Below are 20,372 nucleotides of genomic sequence, written 5' to 3' on the forward strand. Positions count from 1 at the left end.
ACGACACCACGCCCGAACCGCCTTAAGACTGCACCCCGTGTCCACGCTCCTCGACCTGCCCCACCCGCTCCTCGACGTTCGCCGCTCCGCCCTCGGACGGCCCTGGCACGAGCGCTGCGCCTCGGCGCAGGCCCAGGGCCTGGCGGTCGCCATCGCGCAGGGGCACGGCCTGCCGGAGGTGCTGGCCCGGGTGCTCGCCGGCCGCGGCGTCGACCTTCAGGCGGTGCCGGGCTTCCTCGAGCCGCGCCTGCGCGACCTCATGCCCGACCCCGCGGTGCTCGTCGACATGGAGGCGGCGGCCGACCGCCTCGCCGCGGCGATCCAGGGGCGCGAGAAGGTGGCGATCTTCGGCGATTACGACGTCGACGGGGCGGCGAGCGCCGCCTTGCTCGCCGGGACGCTCCGCGACCTCGGCGTGCCCTACCGGCTCCACATCCCCGACCGGATCACCGAGGGCTACGGCCCCAACGTCGCGGCGGTGCGGATGCTGGCCGAGGAAGGCGCCACCCTCCTCGTCACCGTCGATTGCGGCACCGCCGGGCACGAACCGCTGGCCGAGGCGGCCCGCCTCGGGCTGGACGTGGTGGTGCTCGACCATCACGGTGCCCCCGAGCTGCTTCCGCCGGCCCGTGCCGTCGTCAACCCGAATCGCCTCGACGACCTGTCGGGCCTCGGCCATCTCTGCGCCGCCGGCGTGGTCTTCCTCACCCTCGTGGCGCTCAACCGGCGCCTGCGCCGGGACGGCCTTACCATCCCCGACCTGATGGCCGGGCTCGACCTCGTGGCGCTCGCCACCATCGCCGACGTGGTGCCGCTCCACGGTCTCAACCGCGCCTTCGTGCGCCAGGGGCTCGCCGTGATGCGCGGCCGCGGGCGGCGCGGCCTCGCCGCCCTCCTCGACGCGGCCGGCCTGTCGGAGGCGCCGCAGGCCTGGCATCTCGGCTTCCTGCTCGGGCCGCGGATCAATGCCGGCGGGCGCATCGGCGACTCGACGCTCGGGGCCCGCCTGCTCCTGTGCGAGGACCCGATCGAGGCCGCGGGCATCGCGGCGCAGCTCGACGCGCTCAACCGCGAGCGCCAGGCGATCGAGGCCGCGGCCGTCGCCGAGGCGGAGGCGGAGATGGGGATGCGGCTGGAGCGCGACCCCGACCAGCCGGTCCTCGTCGCCGGCAGCCCGGACTGGCATCCGGGCGTGGTCGGGCTGATCGCGGCACGGCTCAAGGAGCGCTTCGGCCGACCGGCCTTCGCCTTCGCGCTGCGTGAGGACGGCACCGCCACCGGGTCCGGCCGCTCGATCCCCGGCGCCGATCTCGGCCGGGCGGTGCGGGCCTGCGTCGAGGCGGGCCTCGCGGCCAAGGGCGGCGGCCACGCCATGGCGGCGGGGGTGACGCTCGCCGCCCTCGACCTCGACCGATTCCGCGAGGCTCTCTCGGGCGACCTCGCCGCTTCCGTGGCGGAGGCCCGCCTCGGCGAGGCTTTGCTCGTCGACGGCCTCGTCTCCGCCGGCGGCGTGCAGCCGGACCTGGCGGATGCGGTCGAGCGGGCCGGCCCGTTCGGCCAGGGCGCACCGGAGCCGGTCTTCGCTCTCGCCCGCCACCGGGTCGCGGATGCGCGCGTCGTCGGCACCGGCCACGTCAAGGCGCAGCTGCGCGGCCGGGACGGCGTCGCGGTCGGCGCCATCGCGTTCCGGGCGGCGGAATCGCCGGTCGGGCGCCTGCTCCTGTCCCGGATCGGCCGCGACATCCACGCCGCCGGCACGCTCTCCCGCGACCGCTGGCGCGGCAGCGACCGGGTCGAGCTGCGCCTGTGCGACGTGGCCGAGGCCGACTGAGCGGCGGCGTCCGGCTCCCCTCGGCGGAGCTGCTGAGCCGACCATGGATCCGGCTTGGTATCCGGCTTGACACCCCCCGGCAGCCCCACCATAAGGGCCCCGTCGCCGACACGGCGGCTCCTGCCGGCAACGGCAGCGTGGGGGAATGTCCCGAGCGGCAAAGGGGGCGGACTGTAAATCCGCTGGCTATGCCTTCGTAGGTTCGAGTCCTACTTCCCCCACCATCTCTTCTTTCAGTTTGCGTCCGCCATCTTGGATGTTCCAGGACATCGATGGTGTCGGATCGTGGGGTTTCCGTCACCTTGACAGGTGCAGGCCGCCCCAGCATAAGGACCCGCCGCCGACGCGGCGGCCCCTGCCGGCAACGGCAGCGTGGGGGAATGTCCCGAGCGGCAAAGGGGGCGGACTGTAAATCCGCTGGCTATGCCTTCGTAGGTTCGAGTCCTACTTCCCCCACCATCCTCCCTCTTCTTCTCGAACGATCGTCCGGGCGGCCTGAGCCGCGATGATGCGGACCGGATGAGGGTGGATCAGTGATCCACCACCTCGCCGAGCGCCGCCAGCAGCGACGACCGGGCGCGGCTCACCCGGCTCTTCACCGTGCCGACCTGGCAGCCGAGCCGCAACGCCGCCTCCTCGTAGGTGTAGCCCTCGGCGCCGATCAGCAGCAGGGCTTGGCGCTGGGCCTCGGGGAGGGCTTCCATCCGCTCCCGCACCACCCGCAGGGTGCTGGCATGGTCCTGGTCGGCCGGCGCGGCCAGTTGACCGGCCAGAATCCCGTCGCCATCCTCGACCTCCCGGCGCCCCTTGCGCAGATCCGTGTAGAACTGGTTGCGCATGATCGTGAACAGCCAGGCGGTGAAGTTCGTGCCAGGCTGGAACCGATGCTGGTTCGCCCAGGCCCGGGCGCAGGTTTCCTGAACCAGGTCGTCGGCCCGCACCACGTCGTGCGACAGCGAGAGTCCGAAGGTGCGCAGGGCCGGCAACGCCGTCATCAAAGCGTTACGGAAGTCGAAGCTGATGGCATCCCCGCGCGCCGCCAGGGCGGCCTCGACCCGGGCCAGCACCTCGGCGAGGCGGGGCGGCAGCTCGGTCTGTTCGACCGGGCTGAAGTATTGTTGCAGAGGTTTTCTGAGGAAGTCTTGGATGACGAGAGAGGGTCGTGTGTCGGAGGACGGTGGCGGCGCGGGAGGGAGCGCGGTCGGTTCGATCTTCATTGTCGCGAGAAGGCCCCTGATCCCGTTGAAGGCCCTCTTTTTAACGGTTCGAATTTCGATGGCAATAGAAGCTTGACCGATGCTCGATGAAGCGGGCGCCCTCGCGGCCCTCATGGCCCTGGCGCAGGAAACGCGGTTGCGCATCGTGCGGACCCTGCTGCACGCCCTCCCCGAGGGGATCCCGGCCGGTCGGCTCGCCGCCGCGGTCGGCTGCGCGCCCTCGACCCTCACCTTCCACCTCCGGCAGCTGCAGGAGGCGGGGCTCGTCGAGTCGCGCCGCCAGGGCGCGTTGGTGATCTATTCCGCGCGCCCCGCGGGCGTCACCGGCCTGACCGACTACCTCACGCAATCCTGCTGCGGCGGACGGCCGGAGGCCTGCCTGCCGGTACCGGCGCCCCGCTGCGGCGACGCGGCGTCCCCGCAGCCCCAAGCGGCAGCGTACGATGCCACGCATGCCCTCGACGCCCCGGCCGGGACAGGCCGGCCGTGACGCGAGGCCCGTGAGGCGCCTGCTCCCGGGTCTCGCGTCGCGCGCCTGTCCCGTCAGTCGCGGTAATAGGACCGCCGCTCCTCGCGGTAGCGCATGGTGCGGTAGGGCCGGTCGTCGTCCCAGCGATCCATCCGGCGCTCCATCTTGCGGCGCCAGCCATGCGCCGGCGCCCAGGCCGGCGGGCCGCCGCGGAACTCGCCGTAGCCGCCGCGGGCCCAGGGCGGGTCGGCCCGCGCCGCACTGGTGGCGCCGAACAACCCGGTCGCCGCGACCATGGCAGTGAAAGCGAGGGGAAGGACGGTCCTGCGCATCGGCACATCTCCATTCGGCTCGATCGGGACCAGCAACGGCCCTGTCCCGAAAACCGTTCCGTCCTCGCCGCTTCGACGAATGAGGAAATTCTTCTTCGTCTGGTCACCGAAGCAGTGTCGAAACGGCGTGGAACCACTTCGCGGGAGGTGCCGTTTCTCCGCACTCTCACACAGGAGACAGCGATGAAGCGGATCACGATCGCCCTGCTGGCCACCGCCACCCTCGTCGGCGGCGCGATGGCGGCGGAGCAGCCCGGCGCCTCGGCGCGCTCACCGGGGCACGAGATGCAGGATCGCGGCAGCGTCAAGGGCAGCCCCGGCGCCTCCGGCTACGCTCCCGGCCACGAGATGAAGTCCGACACGATGAAGTCCGACACGACCGGGACCACCTCGCGGATGAACGACACGAAGTCCGGCACCGCCGGCTCCACGACCCGGCGCTGACGCGCCCGGCACCTCCGCAGACAGCCACGGCGCCGCCTCGCGCGGCGGCGTCGTCCCTTCCGCGTTCCGGCCCCCGTTCCGCTCCGTCATGGGCCGGCCGCGCCTCTTCTCATCAGTGTCATGTGCCGCTGCTGTAAGGCAGCCGCGTGAGGCGAGCACGAGGGACGGGGTCGGCCATGAGCGAGTTCGAGGCGCCGCAGCAGGCGGCCACGATCGAGGCGTTGCGGCGTGAGATCGCGGAGGCCTATGACGAGGAGCTGGAGCTCGAGATCGAGGAGGAGCGCCTCGCCGGGCTGATGCCGCGGCGGGAGGGCGCCGCCCCGGAGCTCGACCGCCGGCTTTATTTCCGCGAGCTTCTGCGCCTGCAACACGAGCTGGTGCGGCTCCAGGACTGGGTCCAGACCAACAAGCTGAAGGTCGTGGTCCTGTTCGAGGGACGCGACTCCGCCGGCAAGGGCGGCGTCATCAAGCGCATCACCCAGCGCCTCAACCCGCGGGTCTGCCGCGTCGCCGCCCTGCCCGCCCCGAGCGAGCGCGAGCGGGGCCAGTGGTACTTCCAGCGCTACGTCAGCCACCTGCCGACCGGCGGCGAAATGGTGCTGTTCGACCGCTCCTGGTACAACCGCGCCGGCGTCGAGCGCGTCATGGGCTTCTGCTCGGAGGCCGACGTGGAGGAGTTCTTCCGCTCGGTGCCCGAGTTCGAGCGCATGCTGATCCGGTCGGGCATCGTCCTGGTGAAATACTGGTTCTCGATCACCGATGCCGAGCAGGCCTCCCGCTTCGAGATGCGCATCCGCGATCCGCTCAAGCAGTGGAAGCTCAGCCCGATGGACGTCGAGTCGCGGCGGCGCTGGGAGAGCTACACCCGGGCGAAAGAAGACATGCTGGCCCACACCCACATCCCGGAGGCCCCCTGGTGGGTGGTCGACGCGGTCGACAAGCGGCGCGCCCGCCTCAACTGCATCAGCCACCTGCTGGAGCAGGTGCCCTACGGCACCGTCGAGCGTCCCCCCGTCCGCCTGCCGGAGCGGGTGCGCAACCCCGACTATGTCCGCGGGCCGGTTCCGGCCGAGATGTACGTGCCGGCGCGGTACTGAGCACGGACGGGGCGGGGTCTTGAGCGGGCTTCTGCGCGCGACGTTCGCCGTCCTTGCCCTCGCCTCGGGGGAAGTCGCCGCGCAGCCCGCCCCGCGCCTGACGGTCGTCCCGCCAGCCTGGCCCCTCACCGGCGCCGGCGGCGACCCGCAGACCGCCATCGCCCAGGCGCGCACCTCGGACCAGGTCTCGGTGACGATCGGCGGCTCGATCCAGTCGTCGCTCGGCCCCTATGGCGACCCGCTCGGATTCCGCGCCGCCCTCTCGGAGCGCGGCATCACCTATACGATCACCTATATTGGCGAGGGGCTGGCCAACCTACGCGGCGGCCTCAAGCGCGGCGCCACCTATGGCGGGCGCCTCGATACCTCCCTCGACGTCGATCTCGGCCGGCTCGCCGGCTGGACCGGAGCGAAGTTCCACACCGACTTCTTCCAGATCCACGGCCACGGGCTATCGCGCTCCTATGTCAACAACCTGACGACGGTGAGCGGCATCGAGGCCCTGCCGGCGACGCGGCTGTTCGAGCTGTGGCTGGAGCAGAGCCTCCTCGACAACACGCTCTCGATCAAGGTGGGCCAAGTCTCGGCCGATACCGAGTTCGCCATCGCCCAATCCGCGGTCGTGTTCTTCAATGCCGGCTTCGGCTGGCCCAATATCGGCGCGGTGGTGCTGCCGAGCGGCGGGCCGATCTATCCGCTGGCCACCCCGGCCGTGCGGGTGAAATACGTTCCCGACGCGCGCCTGTCGGTCCAGGCCGCGCTCTTCAACGGCGACCCCGCGGGTATGCACCGAGGCGACGACACCGACCCGCAGCGGATCAACCGCACCGGCACCAGCTTCCGGGTCAACGACCCGCCCCTGCTGATCGGCGAGGTCGCGTATGCCTACACGCTCGGCCTGTGGGGGGAGAACCTGCACGGCACCGCGACGCTGGGCGGCTGGCAGCATGCCGGCGGCTTCGACAGCCCACGGCTCGACGGCGTCGCCGGCCGGCTGCTGGCCGATCCGGAGGCGAGCGGCATCGCCCGGCGCTTCCGCGGCGACCGCGGGGTCTACGGCATCATCGACCAGACGCTCTACCGCGAGCCCGACACCGAGGACGAGGGCGCCAGCGCCTTCCTGCGGCTGTCGAAGGTGCCGGGCGACCGCAACCTGATCGACGTCTACCTCGACGGCGGCATCGCCTACAAAGGCCTGCTGCCCGGCCGGCCCAACGACACCGCGGCGCTCGGGGTGATCTACTCGCGCATCAGCCCGGCCGCCCGCGCCTTCGACCGCGACAGCATCCGGTTCGGCCAGAGTACCGGCCCATTGCGCAGCAGCGAGGTGGTGATCGAGGCGACGTACCAGGCGGAAGTGGTGCCCGGCTTCACGGTGCAGCCGGACTTCCAATACGTGATGCGCCCGGGTGGCGGCCTCGCCGGCGACGACGGCCGCCGGCTGAAGAACGCCACCGTGATGGGGCTGCGCGCGACGATCAACTACTAGGACGCGACCGCCCTTCCGTGTGAGGCGCGGCTATGCGCGCCGACCGGATCGTCATGTCGCCTTCCAAACGGCGCCTTCCAAATGGCGCCTTCCAAGCGACCTGCCCGCAACCCTGTGGCGAAGGCGAGGCAGTGGCCTGGCCTCCTCACCCGAACACCCGCCCCAGCGCCCCGTCGATCGCCTCGACGATCCGGTCGATGTCGGCCGGCGTCGCGATCAGGGCCGGGCTGAGGCAGAGCGTGTTGTTGAGCCCGGCGAGCGAGCGGTTGGTGGCGCCGATGATGACGCCGTTCGCCATGCAATCCGCCACCGCGGCCTGGACGCGCTTCTCCTCCGCCGGCTCCTTGGTGGCGCGGTCGGCGACGAGCTCGGCGCCGCAAAAGAGGCCTTTGCCCCGCACCTCGCCGATGACGGCGTGGCGCTCGGCGAGGCCGTGGAGGCCGGCCATCAGCCGCTCGCCCATCGCGACCGTGTTGTCGATGAGGCCCTCGTCCTCGATGATCCGCATGTTTTCCAGAGCGGCCGCCGGGCCGGCGGTGCAGCCGCCGAAGGTCGAGATGTCGCGGAAATAGGATAGCGGGTCGGCGGCGTCGTCCTTGAACAGCGAGAACACCGCCTCGGTCGTCGTGGTGCAGGCGATCGCCGCGTAGCCCGAAGCCACGCCCTTGGCCATGGTGACGAAATCCGGCTTCACGCCGTAATGCTGGTAGCCGAACCACGCCCCGGTGCGGCCCATGCCGCAGACCACCTCGTCGATATGGATCAGGATCTCGTGCCGGCGGCAGATGTCCTGCACCTTCTCCCAGTAGCCCGTCGGGGGCGTGATCACGCCGCCGCCGGCGGTGATCGGTTCGAGGCAGATCGCCCCGATGCTGTCGGGCCCCTCGCGCAGGATCACCGCTTCGATCGCATCGGCGGCCCTCTCGCCGTAATTCTCCACAGCGCCCCACTGGCTGCGGTATTCGAGGCAGTGCGGCACCGCCACGAAGCCGTCCGGGAACGGCCCGTACTGGTCGCGGCGCTGGTCCTGGCCGCCCGCCGCAAGGGCCCCGATCGTGGTGCCGTGATAGTCGCGCTCGCGATAGAGGATCTTGGATTTGCGCCCGCCATGGTGCCGGTGCGCGATCTGGCGCACCATCTTGAACACCTTCTCGTTCGCCTCCGACCCGGAGTTCGAATAATAGACCCGGGTCATCCCGGGCATCTTGGCGATCAGCCGCTCGGAGAACAGGGCCGCCGGCACCGAGCCGGACGCGCCCGCGAAGTAGTTGAGCTTGACGAGCTGGTCGCGCACCGCGTCGGCGATGCTGGTGCGGCCATAGCCGACATTGACCGTCCAGACGCCGCCCGAGACAGCATCGAGGTATTCGCGGCCGGTCGCGTCCCAGATCCGCATCCCCTTGCCTTCCACCATCACCCGCGGATCGGTGGTCTCGTAGGCCTTGTGCTGCGACAGGTGGTGCCAGACATGGGCCCGGTCCGCCTCGATGACGTGGCGCAGGTCGTTGGTGCGGAGCATGTCGTTCATCGGGCGTCTCGCGAATCGAAGAGGGTCCGGGCGGGGGGTTACGCCCTACCCTTCCACGGAGTGAGGCGCCGTTCCAGCCGGCGCATGCCGATCTCGAACCCCGCCGCCAGGGTGCCGATGACCAGGATGCCCATCACCACGATGTCGGTGCGCAGGAAGTTCGAGGCGTTGAGCACCATCTGGCCGATGCCGGTGGAGGCCGCCACCATCTCGGCGGCGACGAGGGTGGTCCAGCCGACGCCCATGCCGATCCGCAGGCCCACCAGGATGTCGGGCAGGGCCGCCGGCAGGACGACGTGGCGCACCACCTGGGCGCGGCTGGCGCCGAGCGCCCGGGCCGCGTTGATTTGATCGATGCTCGCCGCAGCGACGCCGGCGCGGGCGGCGAGCGCGACCGGGGCGAAGCAGGCGAGGAAGATCAGAAGGATCTTCGAGGTTTCGCCGATGCCGAACCAGATGATGACGAGCGGCAGGTAGGCGAGCGGCGGCAGCGGCCTGTAGAACTCGATGAACGGGTCGAGCGCCGCCTGCAAGGCGGGGTTGAGTCCGGTGGCGAGGCCGACCGGGATCCCGACGAGGCCTGCGAGCAGGAAGGCGCTCGCCACCCGCATCAGGCTGGTCAGGACGTGATCGAGGAGCGGCGCGCCGTCGATGCGCCCGTCCAGCGCATCCGAGAAGGCCCCGAGCACGCTGCCTGGGCGGGGCAGGAAGAGCGGCTTGACGAGGCCGAGTTGCGTCGCCGCCATCCAGGCGAGGAGGGCGAGCACGATGGTCGCGAGGCTGATCAGCCAGGCGGGCGGCGCGCCCCACCGCAAAGCCGCGCGGCGTCCGTGCGCGGAGGGCGGGACGCGGATCGCGGCCTCGGGGGAATCGGTGGCGGCCTCGCTCATGCGGCGGCTCCTCGCTCGGGGTCCGGCATCGCCCCGCCATGGCCGTGCGCGGCGGGGCTTGCCCCGCCATGGCCGTGCGCGGCGGGGCTTGCCCCGCCATGGCCGTGGATGACGCGCAGCACCCGCTCGCGCATGGCGATGAAGTCGGGGCTGGACTTCACCGCCCGGGACGTCTCCCCGGCGAGGAAGCGCCGGCAGAAATCGAGCGGGATGATCTCGGCGATGCGCCCCGGCCGGGGCGTCATGATGACGAGCTTGGTCGCCAGAAAAATCGCCTCCTCGACCTCGTGGGTGATGAAGAAGGCCATCTTCTGCGTCCGCGCCCACAGGGTCAGGATCAGCTCCTGGACCTGCTCGCGGGTGAAGGCGTCGAGCGCACCCAGCGGCTCGTCCATCAGCAGCATGCGGGGATCGGCGGTGAGCGCCCGGGCGATGCCGACGCGCTGCTGCATGCCGCCGGAAAGCTCGTAGATCTTCCTGTCCGCCACATCGCCCAGGCCGACGAGGTCGAGCATGGCGCGGGCCCGCGCCGCACGCTGCGCCCGCGGAACCCCCTGCATCGTGAGGCCGAAGGCGACGTTGTCGCGCACGTCGAGCCAGGGCATCAGGGCGTGGCGCTGGAACACCACGCCGCGATCGGCCCCCGGCCCGGTGACCGGGCGCCCGTCGAGGAGGATCTGCCCCTCTGTTGCCGGGAGGAAGCCGGCGATGACGTTGAGCAGCGTCGTCTTCCCGCAGCCCGAGGCGCCGAGCGCGACCACGAACTCCCCCGGCTCGATCGCCAGGTCGACCCGGGACAGGGCGAGCGTCGCGCCCGCGCCCTCGCCGTAGCGGACGCTGAGCTTGCGGATCTCCAGCATCGGCACACCTGTCAGGGCTTGATGGCGGCGTCGACCAGGTCAGTGGTGACGAAGGCGCCGTAATCCGGCGCGAGATCGGGCACGCGCCCCTGCGCCTTCAGGAATTCCGCCGTCGATTTGAGCGCGTCGGCCGCCCCACCGCCGAGCCAGCGGGGGGAGGCCTGCTCGGCCAGCGTCGGAAACCGGTAGGCACTGAGCGCCGCGGGCACCTCGGCGGGGGCGGCGCCGGTCCATTTCGCGATCGCCGCGACCTGCGGAGAGGCTTCGGTCCAGGCGGCGCCGCCCTTGGCGTAGTCGGCGTCGGCGGCGGCGAGCAGCCGCACGAAGGTGATCAGGAAGTCGCGATGGGCTTCGAGCGCGGCGTTGGTCGCCACGATGCCGTCGAAGGTCGCCTTGCCCTTGCGGGCGAAGTCGCCGGCCGAGGCGATCACCGTGCCGGATTTCTTCGCCGCCGTCAGCACCGGTGCCCAGATGAAGGCGGCGTCGATGTCGCCCCGCTCCCAGGCCGCCGCGATCTCCGGCGGCCGCATGTTGAGGACCCGGACGTCCTTCGCGCTCAAGCCCGCTTCCTGCAGGGCGAACATCAGCTGGTAATGGGCGGTGGAGACGAACGGCACGCCGACCGTCTTGCCCTTCAGGTCCTTGACCGAGACGATCCCGGTGCCCTTGCGGGCGACGAGCTGCTCGGCATCGCCGATATCGTCGAGGATCCAGAACAGCTTGATCGGCAGCCCCTGCGAGGCGGCCGTGGCGATCGGCGAGGAGCCGGCCTCGCCGATATCGACGTTGCCCGACGCCATGGCGCGGATCACGTCCCCGCCCCCGCCGAACTTCACCCATTTCACCGTGTAGCCGGTCCGCTTCTCCAGCTCGCCGCTCTCCATGAGCACGCGGATCGGCGTCGTCATGTCCTGGTAGGCGAAGGTGACGCTCTTCCCGGCCGCCTGAGCGGGGACGGGTCCGATCCCCAAGGCCGCGGCAAGAGGCGCGGCGACGAACCCGGCGAGCAAGGTCTTCCTGGTGATCATATGCGGTCCCCCTGCGAGCCCGGCGTCGCGAGCGCCTGCCGTCCGGCGGAACGAGAAGCAGATCTCGGGCCGGAATCCGCGGTCCGGCCGCGGATCAGGCCGGACCGTGCGTCGCCAGCCGCTCGCGCGGGTCTCCGCAGCGGGTTTCCGGTTCGACCGGCACAGGGTCAAGCCCCGCCCGCGACCGGCATCGACCACGACCGGAAACGTTCTTCTCTCTGTTCGGTGACCGGCGATGAGGTCATGCCTCAATTGAAGAGGCGTCGTTTCGAACGATCTCCAGCCGGCTTGAAAACGAGAGGAAATTTTTTACTTGGGCGACGATTCTGGGCACGCGACCGAGGTCAGGCCGGCGCCGTCTGCCGCCGCAGCCCGCGCCGCGTGACCTTGCGCAGGATGCGCGAGACCTGCTCGGCCGAGTAGGGCTTTTGCAGCAATTCGAAGCCGTGGGAGCCTTCCTGCGCCAGGACGTGGCTGTAGCCGGAGGCGAGCACGACCGGCACATGCGGCAGGCGGCGGGCGAGGAGGCGGGCGAGCTCGATGCCGCCCATGCCCGGCATGACCACGTCCGAGAACACCACGTCGAAGCCGGCGCCGTCGGGCCCGAGCTTCTCGAGGGCATCCTCGGCGTTCACCGCCCAGGTCGGGGCATAGCCGAGATCCTCCAGGATCTGGGTCGCGAAGCGCCCGACATCGAGGTTGTCCTCGACCACCAGCACCCGCTGGCCGACGCCGCCGGGATCGACCGGGGGCATCTCCCCCGCCTCCTCCGCGGCGGCGAACTCGGCCTCGACCTCGGGCAGGTAGAGCGTGAAGGTGGTGCCCCGGCCCGGCACGCTCTCGACCGACACGTCGCCGCCGGACTGCTTGGCGAAGCCGAAGACCTGGCTGAGCCCCAGGCCGGTGCCCCGCCCCACTTCCTTGGTGGTGAAGAACGGCTCGAACACCCGCGGGAGGAACTCCGGCGGGATGCCCGAGCCGGTATCGTGCAGCGAGACCGCCGCGAAGGGCCCCTCCGCCGCGGCATGGCCCCGGATCGCCGGCAGGTCGACGCCGCAGGCCAGCGTGAGCGTCAGGGTGCCGGCGCCCTCCATGGCGTCGCGGGCGTTGACCGCCATGTTGACGAGCGCCGTCTCGAACTGGCTCGCATCCACCCGCACGAAGCAGGGATGGTCCGGCACCTTCGTGGCGACGGTGATCCGGGCGCCCGTCACGGTGTCGATCAGGTCGGCGACGAGGCGCAGGCGGGCGCCGACATCGAGGGTCTCGGGCTTCAGGGCCTGGCGGCGGGCGAAGGCGAGGAGCTGCGAGGTCAGCTTGGCGGCCCGGTCCACCGTCTCGGAGACCGCCGTGAGGTAGCGGCTCCGCCGCGCCTCGGGCAGGTCCGGCCGGCGCAGGAAATCGACCGAGGAGCGGATGATGGTGAGCAGGTTGTTGAAGTCGTGGGCGACGCCGCCGGTCAGCTGACCCACCGCCTCCAGCTTCTGCGACTGGCGCAAAGCCTCCTCGGCCTGGGCCAGGGCGGCGGCCTGGGCCTTCTCGGCGGTGACGTCGCGGCCGCTGGCGAAGACGAGGCCGCCTTCGACCGAGGTGTGCCAGGACAGCCAGCGCGGGGTGCCGTCCCGGTGGGTGTAGCGGTTCTCGAAATTGGTGAGATGCCGGGCGGCGGCGGCGGCGTCGAGCGCCGCCGTCGTGGCCTCGGCATCCTCCGGCCAGAGGAAGTCGAGGACGCTGCGGCCGACGACCTCCGAGGGATGGTGGCCGAGGATCGCCTCCCAGGCCGGGTTGACCGACCGGAAGACGCCGTCGGCCCCGATCACCACCAGGAGGTCGCGGGAGTTGCGCCAGACCCGGTCGTGCTCGGCGGTGCGATCCGCGACCCGCTGCTCCAGGGTCTCGTTGAACTGCACCAGCTCGGCCATCATCCGCTTCTGGTCGTCGATGTCGGTGCTGGTGCCGACCCAGCGGGTGACCGTCCCGTCGCCCGACAGGACCGGCTGCGCCCGGGCCAGGAACCAGCGATAGGTCCCGTCGGATCGCCGCAGGCGGTACTCGCATTGATAGTCGCCGCTGCCCTCGACCGCGGCCCGCCAGTCCGCCGCCACGCGGGCCCGGTCGTCGGGGTGGATGATCGCCAGCCAGCCCGCGGCGTCGAGGCGGCCCGGCAAGAGGCCCGTATAGGCGTAGACCCGCTCGTTGAACCAGGTGGCGCGCCCTTGGCGGTCGGTGGCCCAGACGAAGTTGGGCAGCACCTGCGAGAGGACGCGGAACTGCTCCTCGCTGTCGCGCAAGGCCGCCTCGGCCTGCTTGCGGGCCGTGATGTCCATGGCGGTGCCGAGCACGCGGAGGCAGGCCCCGTCCGCGAACAGGCCGCGGCCCTTGGCGGCGACCCAGCGGACCTGCCCGTCCTCCTTGCCGACCGTGCGGTACTCCACGTCGTAGACGGCGCGCCGGGCGGGATCCGCCGCGGCGGCGAAGGCCGCGATCGTGGCCGCCCGGTCGTCCGGGTGGATCCCCGCCTCGTAGTCGGCCATCGAGACCGGCACCTCGGGCGAGAGGCCGAACATCGCCTTCACGCGGGCCGGCCAGTACAGGGTGTCGGCGACGACGTCGACGTCCCACAGCCCGATCTCGGCGGCCTCGGTCGCGAGGCGCAGCCGGGCCTCGCTCTCGCGCAAGCGGTCCTCGGCCCGATGGCGCGCCGTGTCGTCGAGATGGAGCCCGTCCCAGACCACCTGGTCGTCGACGAGGCGCGGCGCCGAGATGATGCGGGTATGGATGAGGCGGCCGTCGGAGCGACGCATCGGCGCCTCGGCGTCGAAGGGCGTGAGATCCCGGATCGCGTCCGCCTCGGCCTCGGCGATCCGCGCCCGGTGCTCGGGCAGGATCAGGTCATAGGCCGCGGCGGGGTCGGCCAGCACGGCCTCCGCCGGCACCCCGGTCATCCGTTCGAAGCCCTGCGACACGGTCAGGAAGCGCCGGCCGGTCCCGTCGCGGGGCGTGGCGATCTGGAACACGTAGCCGCCCGGCAGGTGGTCGGTGAGCGCCCGCAGGCGTGCCTCCGCCTCGCGCAGGCCCGTCTCGGCGACGACGCGCCCGGTCGTCTCGGTGCAGGCGCAGAACATGCCGACGACCCGGGCCTCCTCGTCCCGCAACGGGGAGTAGGAGAAGGTGAACCAGGTCCGCTCGTCGTAGCCGTGCCGGTTCATCACGAGCGGCATGTCCTCCGAGAAGGTCGGCTCGCCGGCGAGCGCCCGGTCGATGAGCGGCGCGATGTCCGGCCAGATCTCCGACCACACGTCGCGAAAGCGCCTCCCCAAGGCCGCGGGATGCTTGTCGCCGAGGATCTCCGCATAGGCGTCGTTGTAGAGGAAGCCGAGCTCGGGCCCGAACGCCACGAACATCGGGAAGCGCGAGCCGAGCATCAGGCTCAGGGTCGCGCCCAGGCAGGCCGGCCAGGTCTCCGGCCGTCCGAGGGGCGTGCCCGACCAGTCGTGGGCGCGCATCATCGCGCCCATCCGTCCGCCGCCGGCGAGGAAGGGAGGACAGGCGGAGGCGGCGCGCTCAGGCATGCCGCAGGCAGCAATTCGATCGCGGGGTCATCGGGCCGGCAGACATGAGGTTCTTCCGGGTGAGGCCCGTGCAGGTAAGGCCCTTGCGACCTCCGTCGAGACCTTACCGTCAACGACATGACCGACGGAAGGGCGGGCGCGGCGAAGCCCCCAGTTCACATGTCATCTCCCGGTGCCGTGGCACAGGTGTCGTCGCACGGTGTCGTCGCCCGATACGGCCGGGTCACGATCCTCGGCGCCACCCTTCGCCAGCGCCGCCGGCGCGCCCATATGGGGCTCTGGCCACCACGGACGACCGGAGACCGCCTGAATGCCGACCTATCAGAAGGACGAAGCCGCCATCGCCCGGCTCACCCCCGAGCAATACCGCGTGACGCAGCAGAACGGCACCGAGCGGCCCGGCACCGGCGAATACCTCGACAACAAGGCGCCGGGCATCTACGTCGACGTCGTGTCGGGCGAGCCGCTCTTCGCCTCCTCCGACAAGTACGAATCGGGCTGCGGCTGGCCGAGCTTCACCAAGCCGATCGAGCCGGCCCATGTCGCGGAGCTGCGCGACACCACGCACGGCATGGTCCGCACCGAGGTCCGCTCGAAGCACGGCGACAGCCATCTCGGCCACGTCTTCCCGGACGGGCCACGGGACCGGGGCGGCCTGCGCTACTGCATCAACTCGGCCTCGCTGCGCTTCGTCCCCCGCGACCGGATGGAGGCCGAGGGCTACGGCGCCTATCTCGACCAGGTCGAGGGCTGACGTGCGAACATCTTGATTTCTCTATGACAAATAGAGCGCGGGGTCCCCTCTCCCGTTGGGGGAGGGGAGAAGCGCCACATCTTTGTTCGAAACGATCACGCGGACATCGATGACGCGCGTGGCTCCCCCAAAAAGGCTCCAGCCCCTACAGCCGCGCCCGCACCTCCTCCACCACCCGCTCCGGCGTAACGCCGAAATGCCGGGCGAGGTCCGCCTCCGCCCCCGAGGCGCCGAAGCCGCTCATGCCGACGAAGCCGCCTTCCTCGCCGAGATAGCGGTCCCAGCCGAGGCGTACCGCCGCCTCGATCCCGACCCGGACCGTGCCGGGCCCCAGGGTGGCGCGGCGATAGGCGGCGTCCTGGCGCTCGAACAGCTCCCAGGACGGCATCGAGACGACGGCGGTCGGGATGCCGTCCTTCTCCAGGCGGCGGCGGGCCTCGACGGCGAGCGCGACCTCGGAGCCGGTGGCGAGCAGCGTGACGCGGCGGATCCCCGAGGCCTCCTCCAGCACGTAGGCGCCGCGGGCGGAGAGGTTCTCGCCCGAGCCCTCGCGCCGCACGGCCGGCAGGGCCTGGCGGGCGAAGATCAGCGAGGACGGGCCGGTGCGGTTCTGGAGCGCGATCTCCCAGCACTCCGCCGCCTCGACGGCGTCGGCCGGGCGCAGGACCAGCATGTTGGGGATGGCGCGCAGGGAGGCCAGGTACTCGACCGGCTGGTGGGTCGGCCCGTTGCGGCCGATGCCGATCGAATCGTGGCTGAACACGAACGGCACCGGCAGCCCCATCATGGCGGCGAGCCGCAGGGTCGGGCGCAGGTAGTCCGAGAAGACCAGGTAGGTGACGCCGACAGGCACCACGCCGCCATGGGCGGCCATCCCGTTCATCATCGCCCCCATGGCGTGCTCGCGGATGCCGTAATGGACGTAGCGCCCGCCCTGCTCCTCGGCCGTGAAGGATTTCAGGCTGCGCTTGTGCTGGGTCGCGCCCTCCAGGTCCGGCGCGCCGGAGAGGAGTTCGGGAATCGCCTCCGCCAGCCGGTCGACCAGCTCGCCCGACAGGGCGATGCCCGACTGCGCCTTGCCCGAGCGGGCCGCCTCGTCGCGGAACGCCCGCAACGGAGCGTCCCAGCCCTCCGGCAGCCGGCCTGCGCGCAGGCGGTCGAGGAGGCGGCGGCGCTCCGGCGGCAGGGCGGCGACGCGGCGCGCCCAGGACGCGAAGACCGGGGCGCTGCGCTCGCCCGCCGCGCGCCAGGCGGCGCGGATCTCCTGCGGGATCTCGAAGGCCGGATGCGGCCAGTTCAGCGCCTCGCGGGCGGCGGCGCTCAAGGAGGCCGGGATGCGGGCCGAATGGGCCGCCCGCGTGCCCTCGACGCCCGGCAGGCCGCGGCCGATCACGGTGCTGCAACGGATCATCGAGGGACGAGGATCGGCCTTGGCGAGCAGCAGGGCCGCCGAGACCGCCTCGATATCGTGCCCGTCGACCTCCTGCACGTGCCAGTGGCTCAGGCGGAACCGCGCCGCCATGTCGTCGCTCAGCGCGAGGTCGATCGCGCCGTCATCGGTCATCTGGTTGTCGTCCCAGAGGAAGGTGAGCTTGCCCAAACGCAGGTGGCCGGCGAGCGAGATCACCTCCTGGCCGACCCCCTCCTGGAGGCAGCCGTCGCCGACGAGGGCATAGGTGCGGTGGTCGACGAGGTCCGCCCCGAGCCAGCGGTTCAGGTAGGCCTCCGCCAGCGCCATGCCGGCGGCGTTGGCGATGCCCTGGCCGAGGGGCCCGGTGGTGGTCTCGATGCCGTGGGCGGGGGCGTATTCGGGGTGGCCCTCGCAGGGCGAGCCGAGTTCACGGAAGCGCTTGATGTCCTCGAGCCCGATCGCCTCGTAGCCCGAGAGATGCAGCAGCGCGTAGAGCAGCATCGAGCCGTGGCCGTTCGACGCGACGAAGCGGTCGCGGTCGAACCACAGGGGCTCGCGGGCCAGGAACTTGAGGTGGCGGGTGAAGAGAGCCGTCACCGTATCGGCGGCGCCGAGCGGCGTGCCCGGATGCCCCTCGCCCACCCGCTCGATCGCGTCGATGGACAGGAAGCGGATCGCGTCCGCGAGCGCGCGCGGCTCGGTGCCGGTCATCGGGGTCCCTCCCGGGGATTGTTGGGTGCTCTTGAGGCACGATCACCCAACCGACCCCCGGGACGGAACTCAAACGAGGTTTTCTCGCGCTGAGATGAGCGCGATTCACCTCGTGCCTCAGGCGGCGATCAGCCCGCCCATCCGGGCGACCCGGCCGAGATGGTGTTCGGCATCGCCGAACAGCTGGTCGATCATCGTGACCCGCTTGAAGTAGTGGCCGACGCTGTACTCCATGGTCACGCCGACGCCGCCATGGAGCTGCACCGCGCCCTGGCCGACGATGCGGCCGGAGCGGCCGATCTGCACCTTGGCGCCGGCGATGGCGCGGGCGCGCTCCTCCGCGTCGTCCTCGCCCGCCATCATGGTGGCGAGGAAGGCCATCGAGCGGGCCTGTTCGAGCGCGATGAACATGTCGGCGGCCCGGTGCTGAAGCACCTGGAACGAGCCGATCGTCACGCCGAACTGCTTGCGGGTCTTCAGGTACTCGACCGTCAGCTTGTGCATCCGGTCCATCGCCCCGACCGCCTCGGCGCAGAGCGCGGCGATCGCCTCGTCGGCGACCCGCTCGATCACCGGAAGCGCCCCGGCGGGGTCGCCGATCACCGCGTCGGCCGCGACCCGGACCGAGGACAGCGAGACCTCGGCCGCCCGCATCCCGTCCTGGGTCGGGTAGCCGCGGCGCGACACGCCTTCGGCATTGGCCTCGACCAGGAACAGGCCGATCCCGTCGCGGTCGCGCCGGGAGCCGGAGGTCCGGGCCGAGACGATCAGCCGGTCGGCGCTGTCGCCGTGCAGGACGAGCGACTTCTCGCCCTCGAGCACCCAGCCGTCGCCGTCGCGGCGCGCGGTGACGCCGACGTCGTGGAGGTCGTAGCGGGCCTGGCGCTCGGTATGCGCGAGAGCGTAGCGGGTCTCGCCGGCGATGAGGCCGGGCAGCCATGCGGCGCGCTGCTCAGGGCTCGCGGCGTGGCGCAGCACGCCGCCGGCGAGCACGATTGTGGCGAGATAGGGTTCAAGCGCCAGCGCGCCGCCGAAGGCCTCCATGACGATCATCGTCTCGACCGGTCCGCCGCCGATGCCGCCATCCTCCTCGGAGAACGGCACCGCGAGCAGCCCCTGCTCGGCGTAAGCCGCCCACATCGCCTTCGAGAAGCCCTCGGGCTCACGGCCGTGGCGCTTGCGGGATTCGAAATCGTAGCGGTCGGCGAGGAGCCGCTCGACGCTGTCCTTGAGGAGACGCTGCTCCTCGCTCAGATCGAAATCCATCGGGTCGTTTCCGTTCTCGCCGGTCTTCAGAAGTCAGCCAGCTCACTCAGTCCCACCCGCACCCTCATCCTGAGGTGCGAGCGTCAGCGAGCCTCGAAGGAGGCCTCCGGAAGCCTCCGAGATCCCTGGAGCCTCCTTCGAGGTCAGTCGATCGTCGATTGGCTGACACCTCAGGATGAGATCGTGGGGTGGAGAGGACGAGCGGAGGTGTCCCGGATCATCGGTTCCCATCCCACGACCGAATGTCAGAGCCCCAGGATCGCCTTCGCGATGATGTTCTTCTGGATCTCGTTCGAGCCGCCGTAGATCGAGATCTTGCGCCAGTTGAAGTAGGTCGGCGCGGCGGGGCCCGCCCAGTCGGGACCGACCGGCGGCTCGTTGCTCAGATGCTCGTCGCCCTCGTCCTCCGGCACGAAGGGCAGCGCGTAGGGGCCGACGACCTCGAGCAGCAGCTCGGTCGTCGCCTGCTGGATCTCCGAGCCCTTGATCTTGAGGATCGAGGAGGCCGGATCCGGCTTGCCCTTCTCGCGGGTGCGCTCGGCGGCGACGACGCGCAGCTGCGTCATCTCCAGCGCCTTCAGCTCGATCTCGAGCGCCGCCAGCTTCTCGCGGAAGCGCGGGTTCTCCAGGATCGGCGTGTCGCCGACCCGCTCCAGGGCCGCCAGCTCCTTCAGGCGCCGGATGCGCTGCTTGGAGACGCCGACGCGGGCGATGTTGGTGCGCTCGTTGCCGAGCAGGAACTTGGCGTAGTCCCAGCCCTTGTTCTCCTGGCCGACCAGGTTCTCGACCGGCACCTTGACGTCGTCGAAGAAGACCTCGTTGACCTCGTGCCCGCCGTCGATGGTCTGGATCGGCCGCACGGTGATGCCCGGCGTCTTCATGTCGATGAGCAGGAAGCTGATGCCCTCCTGCTTCTTCACGGTCGCGTCGGTGCGGACGAGGCAGAAGATCCAGTCGGCGTGCTGGCCGAGCGTGGTCCAGGTCTTCTGGCCGTTGACGATGTAGTGGTCGCCCTCGCGCAGAGCCTTGGTCTTGAGCGAGGCGAGGTCGGACCCCGAGCCCGGCTCGGAGAAGCCCTGGCACCACCAATCGTCGAGGTTGGCGATGCGGGGCAGGAAGTGCTTCTTCTGTGCCTCGTTGCCGAACTGGGCGATCACCGGCCCGACCATGTAGACGCCGAATTGCAGCGGCGACGGCGCCGGGAAGCTCTGGAGCTCGTCCAGGAAGATGTACTGGCGCACCGGATCCCAGCCGGTGCCGCCCCACTCGACGGGCCAGTTCGGCACCGCCCAGCCCTTCTTGTTGAGGATCTTCTGCCAGGTGACGATGTCGTCCTTCGACGGATGGCGCCCGTCGACGAGCTTCTGGCGGATCTCCTGCGGCAGGTTCTCCTGGAAGAAGGTGCGGACTTCCTGGCGGAAGGCGCGCTCCTCGGGGGTGAAGCGAAGGTCCATGGGGTGCCTCCTGACGAGG

General features: G+C 71.0%; 16 protein-coding genes and 2 tRNA genes. 8 read left to right on the forward strand and 10 right to left on the reverse strand.

The features are described from left to right. Positions 1-37 precede the first annotated feature (37 nt). The 3 genes from recJ (at position 38) to DA075_RS14945 (ending at position 2,290) form a co-directional block, all read left to right on the forward strand. Positions 38-1,831 (forward strand): single-stranded-DNA-specific exonuclease RecJ, encoded by a 1,794-nt coding sequence (gene recJ, locus DA075_RS14935; RefSeq protein ID WP_099953899.1) that lies wholly within the window; start codon positions 38-40, stop codon positions 1,829-1,831. A gap of 139 nt (positions 1,832-1,970) precedes the next feature. Next, a tRNA-Tyr gene (locus DA075_RS14940) sits at positions 1,971-2,055 on the forward strand. 150 nt (positions 2,056-2,205) lie between these two features. Then, positions 2,206-2,290: transfer RNA gene (locus DA075_RS14945), tRNA-Tyr, on the forward strand. Between the two features lie 71 nt (positions 2,291-2,361). On the opposite strand, the gene DA075_RS14950 is transcribed toward DA075_RS14945, so the two are convergent. Continuing rightward, entirely contained in the window at positions 2,362-3,048 is a 687-nt protein-coding gene (locus tag DA075_RS14950; protein WP_099953900.1) for a sigma-70 family RNA polymerase sigma factor, read from the reverse strand. A gap of 79 nt (positions 3,049-3,127) precedes the next feature. Here DA075_RS14950 and DA075_RS14955 point away from each other — a divergent pair, with 79 nt between their 5' ends. Further along, positions 3,128-3,538, forward strand: coding sequence for an ArsR/SmtB family transcription factor (locus DA075_RS14955; RefSeq protein ID WP_099953901.1), 411 nt, complete (start codon positions 3,128-3,130; stop codon positions 3,536-3,538). A 53-nt stretch (positions 3,539-3,591) separates the two neighbouring features. Here DA075_RS14955 and DA075_RS14960 read toward each other — a convergent pair whose 3' ends face one another. After that, entirely contained in the window at positions 3,592-3,849 is a 258-nt protein-coding gene (locus DA075_RS14960; protein WP_099953902.1) for a hypothetical protein, read from the reverse strand. Positions 3,850-4,032: 183 nt separating this feature from the next. Here DA075_RS14960 and DA075_RS14965 point away from each other — a divergent pair, with 183 nt between their 5' ends. The 3 genes from DA075_RS14965 (at position 4,033) to DA075_RS14975 (ending at position 6,879) form a co-directional block, all read left to right on the forward strand. Next, a complete protein-coding gene (locus tag DA075_RS14965) occupies positions 4,033-4,293 on the forward strand; it encodes a hypothetical protein (RefSeq protein ID WP_099953903.1) in 261 nt (86 codons plus the stop codon). Between the two features lie 176 nt (positions 4,294-4,469). Beyond that, positions 4,470-5,390, forward strand: a complete 921-nt coding sequence (gene ppk2, locus DA075_RS14970) for a polyphosphate kinase 2 (protein WP_099953904.1) — start codon at positions 4,470-4,472, stop codon at positions 5,388-5,390. A gap of 19 nt (positions 5,391-5,409) precedes the next feature. Next, the gene (locus DA075_RS14975) at positions 5,410-6,879 is read left to right on the forward strand and encodes a carbohydrate porin (RefSeq protein WP_420813145.1); all 1,470 of its coding nucleotides are present in this window, start codon (positions 5,410-5,412) and stop codon (positions 6,877-6,879) included. A 145-nt stretch (positions 6,880-7,024) separates the two neighbouring features. Here the strand turns inward: DA075_RS14975 and DA075_RS14980 are convergent, their stop codons facing one another. The 5 genes from DA075_RS14980 to DA075_RS15000 form a co-directional block, all read right to left on the reverse strand. Beyond that, a complete protein-coding gene (locus tag DA075_RS14980; RefSeq protein WP_099953906.1) occupies positions 7,025-8,407 on the reverse strand; it encodes an aminotransferase family protein in 1,383 nt (460 codons plus the stop codon). Positions 8,408-8,445: 38 nt separating this feature from the next. Further along, positions 8,446-9,297 carry an ABC transporter permease subunit gene (locus tag DA075_RS14985; protein WP_099953907.1) on the reverse strand — a complete coding sequence of 284 codons (852 nt, stop codon included), beginning with the start codon at positions 9,295-9,297 and terminating at the stop codon, positions 8,446-8,448. Next, on the reverse strand, positions 9,294-10,157 hold the full coding sequence (locus tag DA075_RS14990) for a taurine ABC transporter ATP-binding protein (RefSeq protein ID WP_210207039.1): 864 nt from the start codon (positions 10,155-10,157) through the stop codon (positions 9,294-9,296). Before DA075_RS14990 ends, DA075_RS14985 begins: the two co-directional genes overlap by 4 nt. Before the next feature lie 11 nt (positions 10,158-10,168). Then, positions 10,169-11,185: a taurine ABC transporter substrate-binding protein gene (gene tauA, locus DA075_RS14995; RefSeq protein ID WP_099953909.1), complete on the reverse strand. Its 1,017-nt coding sequence runs from the start codon at positions 11,183-11,185 to the stop codon at positions 10,169-10,171. 344 nt (positions 11,186-11,529) lie between these two features. After that, positions 11,530-14,703 carry a PAS domain-containing protein gene (locus DA075_RS15000; RefSeq protein WP_164712546.1) on the reverse strand — a complete coding sequence of 1,058 codons (3,174 nt, stop codon included), beginning with the start codon at positions 14,701-14,703 and terminating at the stop codon, positions 11,530-11,532. Positions 14,704-15,067: 364 nt separating this feature from the next. On the opposite strand from DA075_RS15000, the gene msrB reads away from it, so the two are divergent. Continuing rightward, positions 15,068-15,511 carry a peptide-methionine (R)-S-oxide reductase MsrB gene (gene msrB, locus DA075_RS15005; RefSeq protein ID WP_099953910.1) on the forward strand — a complete coding sequence of 148 codons (444 nt, stop codon included), beginning with the start codon at positions 15,068-15,070 and terminating at the stop codon, positions 15,509-15,511. Positions 15,512-15,656: 145 nt separating this feature from the next. Here the strand turns inward: msrB and DA075_RS15010 are convergent, their stop codons facing one another. The 3 genes from DA075_RS15010 to pimC all read right to left on the reverse strand — a co-directional run bounded on the left by DA075_RS15010 (position 15,657) and on the right by pimC (position 20,353). After that, positions 15,657-17,633: a transketolase family protein gene (locus tag DA075_RS15010; protein WP_099953911.1), complete on the reverse strand. Its 1,977-nt coding sequence runs from the start codon at positions 17,631-17,633 to the stop codon at positions 15,657-15,659. A 117-nt stretch (positions 17,634-17,750) separates the two neighbouring features. Next, a complete protein-coding gene (locus tag DA075_RS15015; protein ID WP_099953912.1) occupies positions 17,751-18,899 on the reverse strand; it encodes an acyl-CoA dehydrogenase family protein in 1,149 nt (382 codons plus the stop codon). Between the two features lie 245 nt (positions 18,900-19,144). Then, positions 19,145-20,353: a pimeloyl-CoA dehydrogenase large subunit gene (gene pimC / locus DA075_RS15020; RefSeq protein WP_099953913.1), complete on the reverse strand. Its 1,209-nt coding sequence runs from the start codon at positions 20,351-20,353 to the stop codon at positions 19,145-19,147. Positions 20,354-20,372 lie beyond the last annotated feature (19 nt).

The organism is Methylobacterium currus, from assembly GCF_003058325.1.
GTDB classification, from domain to species: domain Bacteria; phylum Pseudomonadota; class Alphaproteobacteria; order Rhizobiales; family Beijerinckiaceae; genus Methylobacterium; species Methylobacterium currus.

What these genes read in the sequence shown, in the direction of transcription:
- DA075_RS14950 (WP_099953900.1), bottom strand. Translation starts at nt 3,048, where the DNA reads ATGAAGATCGAACCGACCGCGCTCCCTCCCGCGCCGCCACCGTCCTCC.
- DA075_RS14955 (WP_099953901.1), top strand. Translation starts at nt 3,128, where the DNA reads ATGCTCGATGAAGCGGGCGCCCTCGCGGCCCTCATGGCCCTGGCGCAG.
- DA075_RS14960 (WP_099953902.1), bottom strand. Translation starts at nt 3,849, where the DNA reads ATGCGCAGGACCGTCCTTCCCCTCGCTTTCACTGCCATGGTCGCGGCG.
- DA075_RS14965 (WP_099953903.1), top strand. Translation starts at nt 4,033, where the DNA reads ATGAAGCGGATCACGATCGCCCTGCTGGCCACCGCCACCCTCGTCGGC.
- ppk2 (WP_099953904.1), top strand. Translation starts at nt 4,470, where the DNA reads ATGAGCGAGTTCGAGGCGCCGCAGCAGGCGGCCACGATCGAGGCGTTG.
- DA075_RS14980 (WP_099953906.1), bottom strand. Translation starts at nt 8,407, where the DNA reads ATGAACGACATGCTCCGCACCAACGACCTGCGCCACGTCATCGAGGCG.
- DA075_RS14985 (WP_099953907.1), bottom strand. Translation starts at nt 9,297, where the DNA reads ATGAGCGAGGCCGCCACCGATTCCCCCGAGGCCGCGATCCGCGTCCCG.
- DA075_RS14990 (WP_210207039.1), bottom strand. Translation starts at nt 10,157, where the DNA reads ATGCTGGAGATCCGCAAGCTCAGCGTCCGCTACGGCGAGGGCGCGGGC.
- tauA (WP_099953909.1), bottom strand. Translation starts at nt 11,185, where the DNA reads ATGATCACCAGGAAGACCTTGCTCGCCGGGTTCGTCGCCGCGCCTCTT.
- DA075_RS15000 (WP_164712546.1), bottom strand. Translation starts at nt 14,703, where the DNA reads ATGGGCGCGATGATGCGCGCCCACGACTGGTCGGGCACGCCCCTCGGA.
- msrB (WP_099953910.1), top strand. Translation starts at nt 15,068, where the DNA reads ATGCCGACCTATCAGAAGGACGAAGCCGCCATCGCCCGGCTCACCCCC.
- DA075_RS15010 (WP_099953911.1), bottom strand. Translation starts at nt 17,633, where the DNA reads ATGACCGGCACCGAGCCGCGCGCGCTCGCGGACGCGATCCGCTTCCTG.
- DA075_RS15015 (WP_099953912.1), bottom strand. Translation starts at nt 18,899, where the DNA reads ATGGATTTCGATCTGAGCGAGGAGCAGCGTCTCCTCAAGGACAGCGTC.
- pimC (WP_099953913.1), bottom strand. Translation starts at nt 20,353, where the DNA reads ATGGACCTTCGCTTCACCCCCGAGGAGCGCGCCTTCCGCCAGGAAGTC.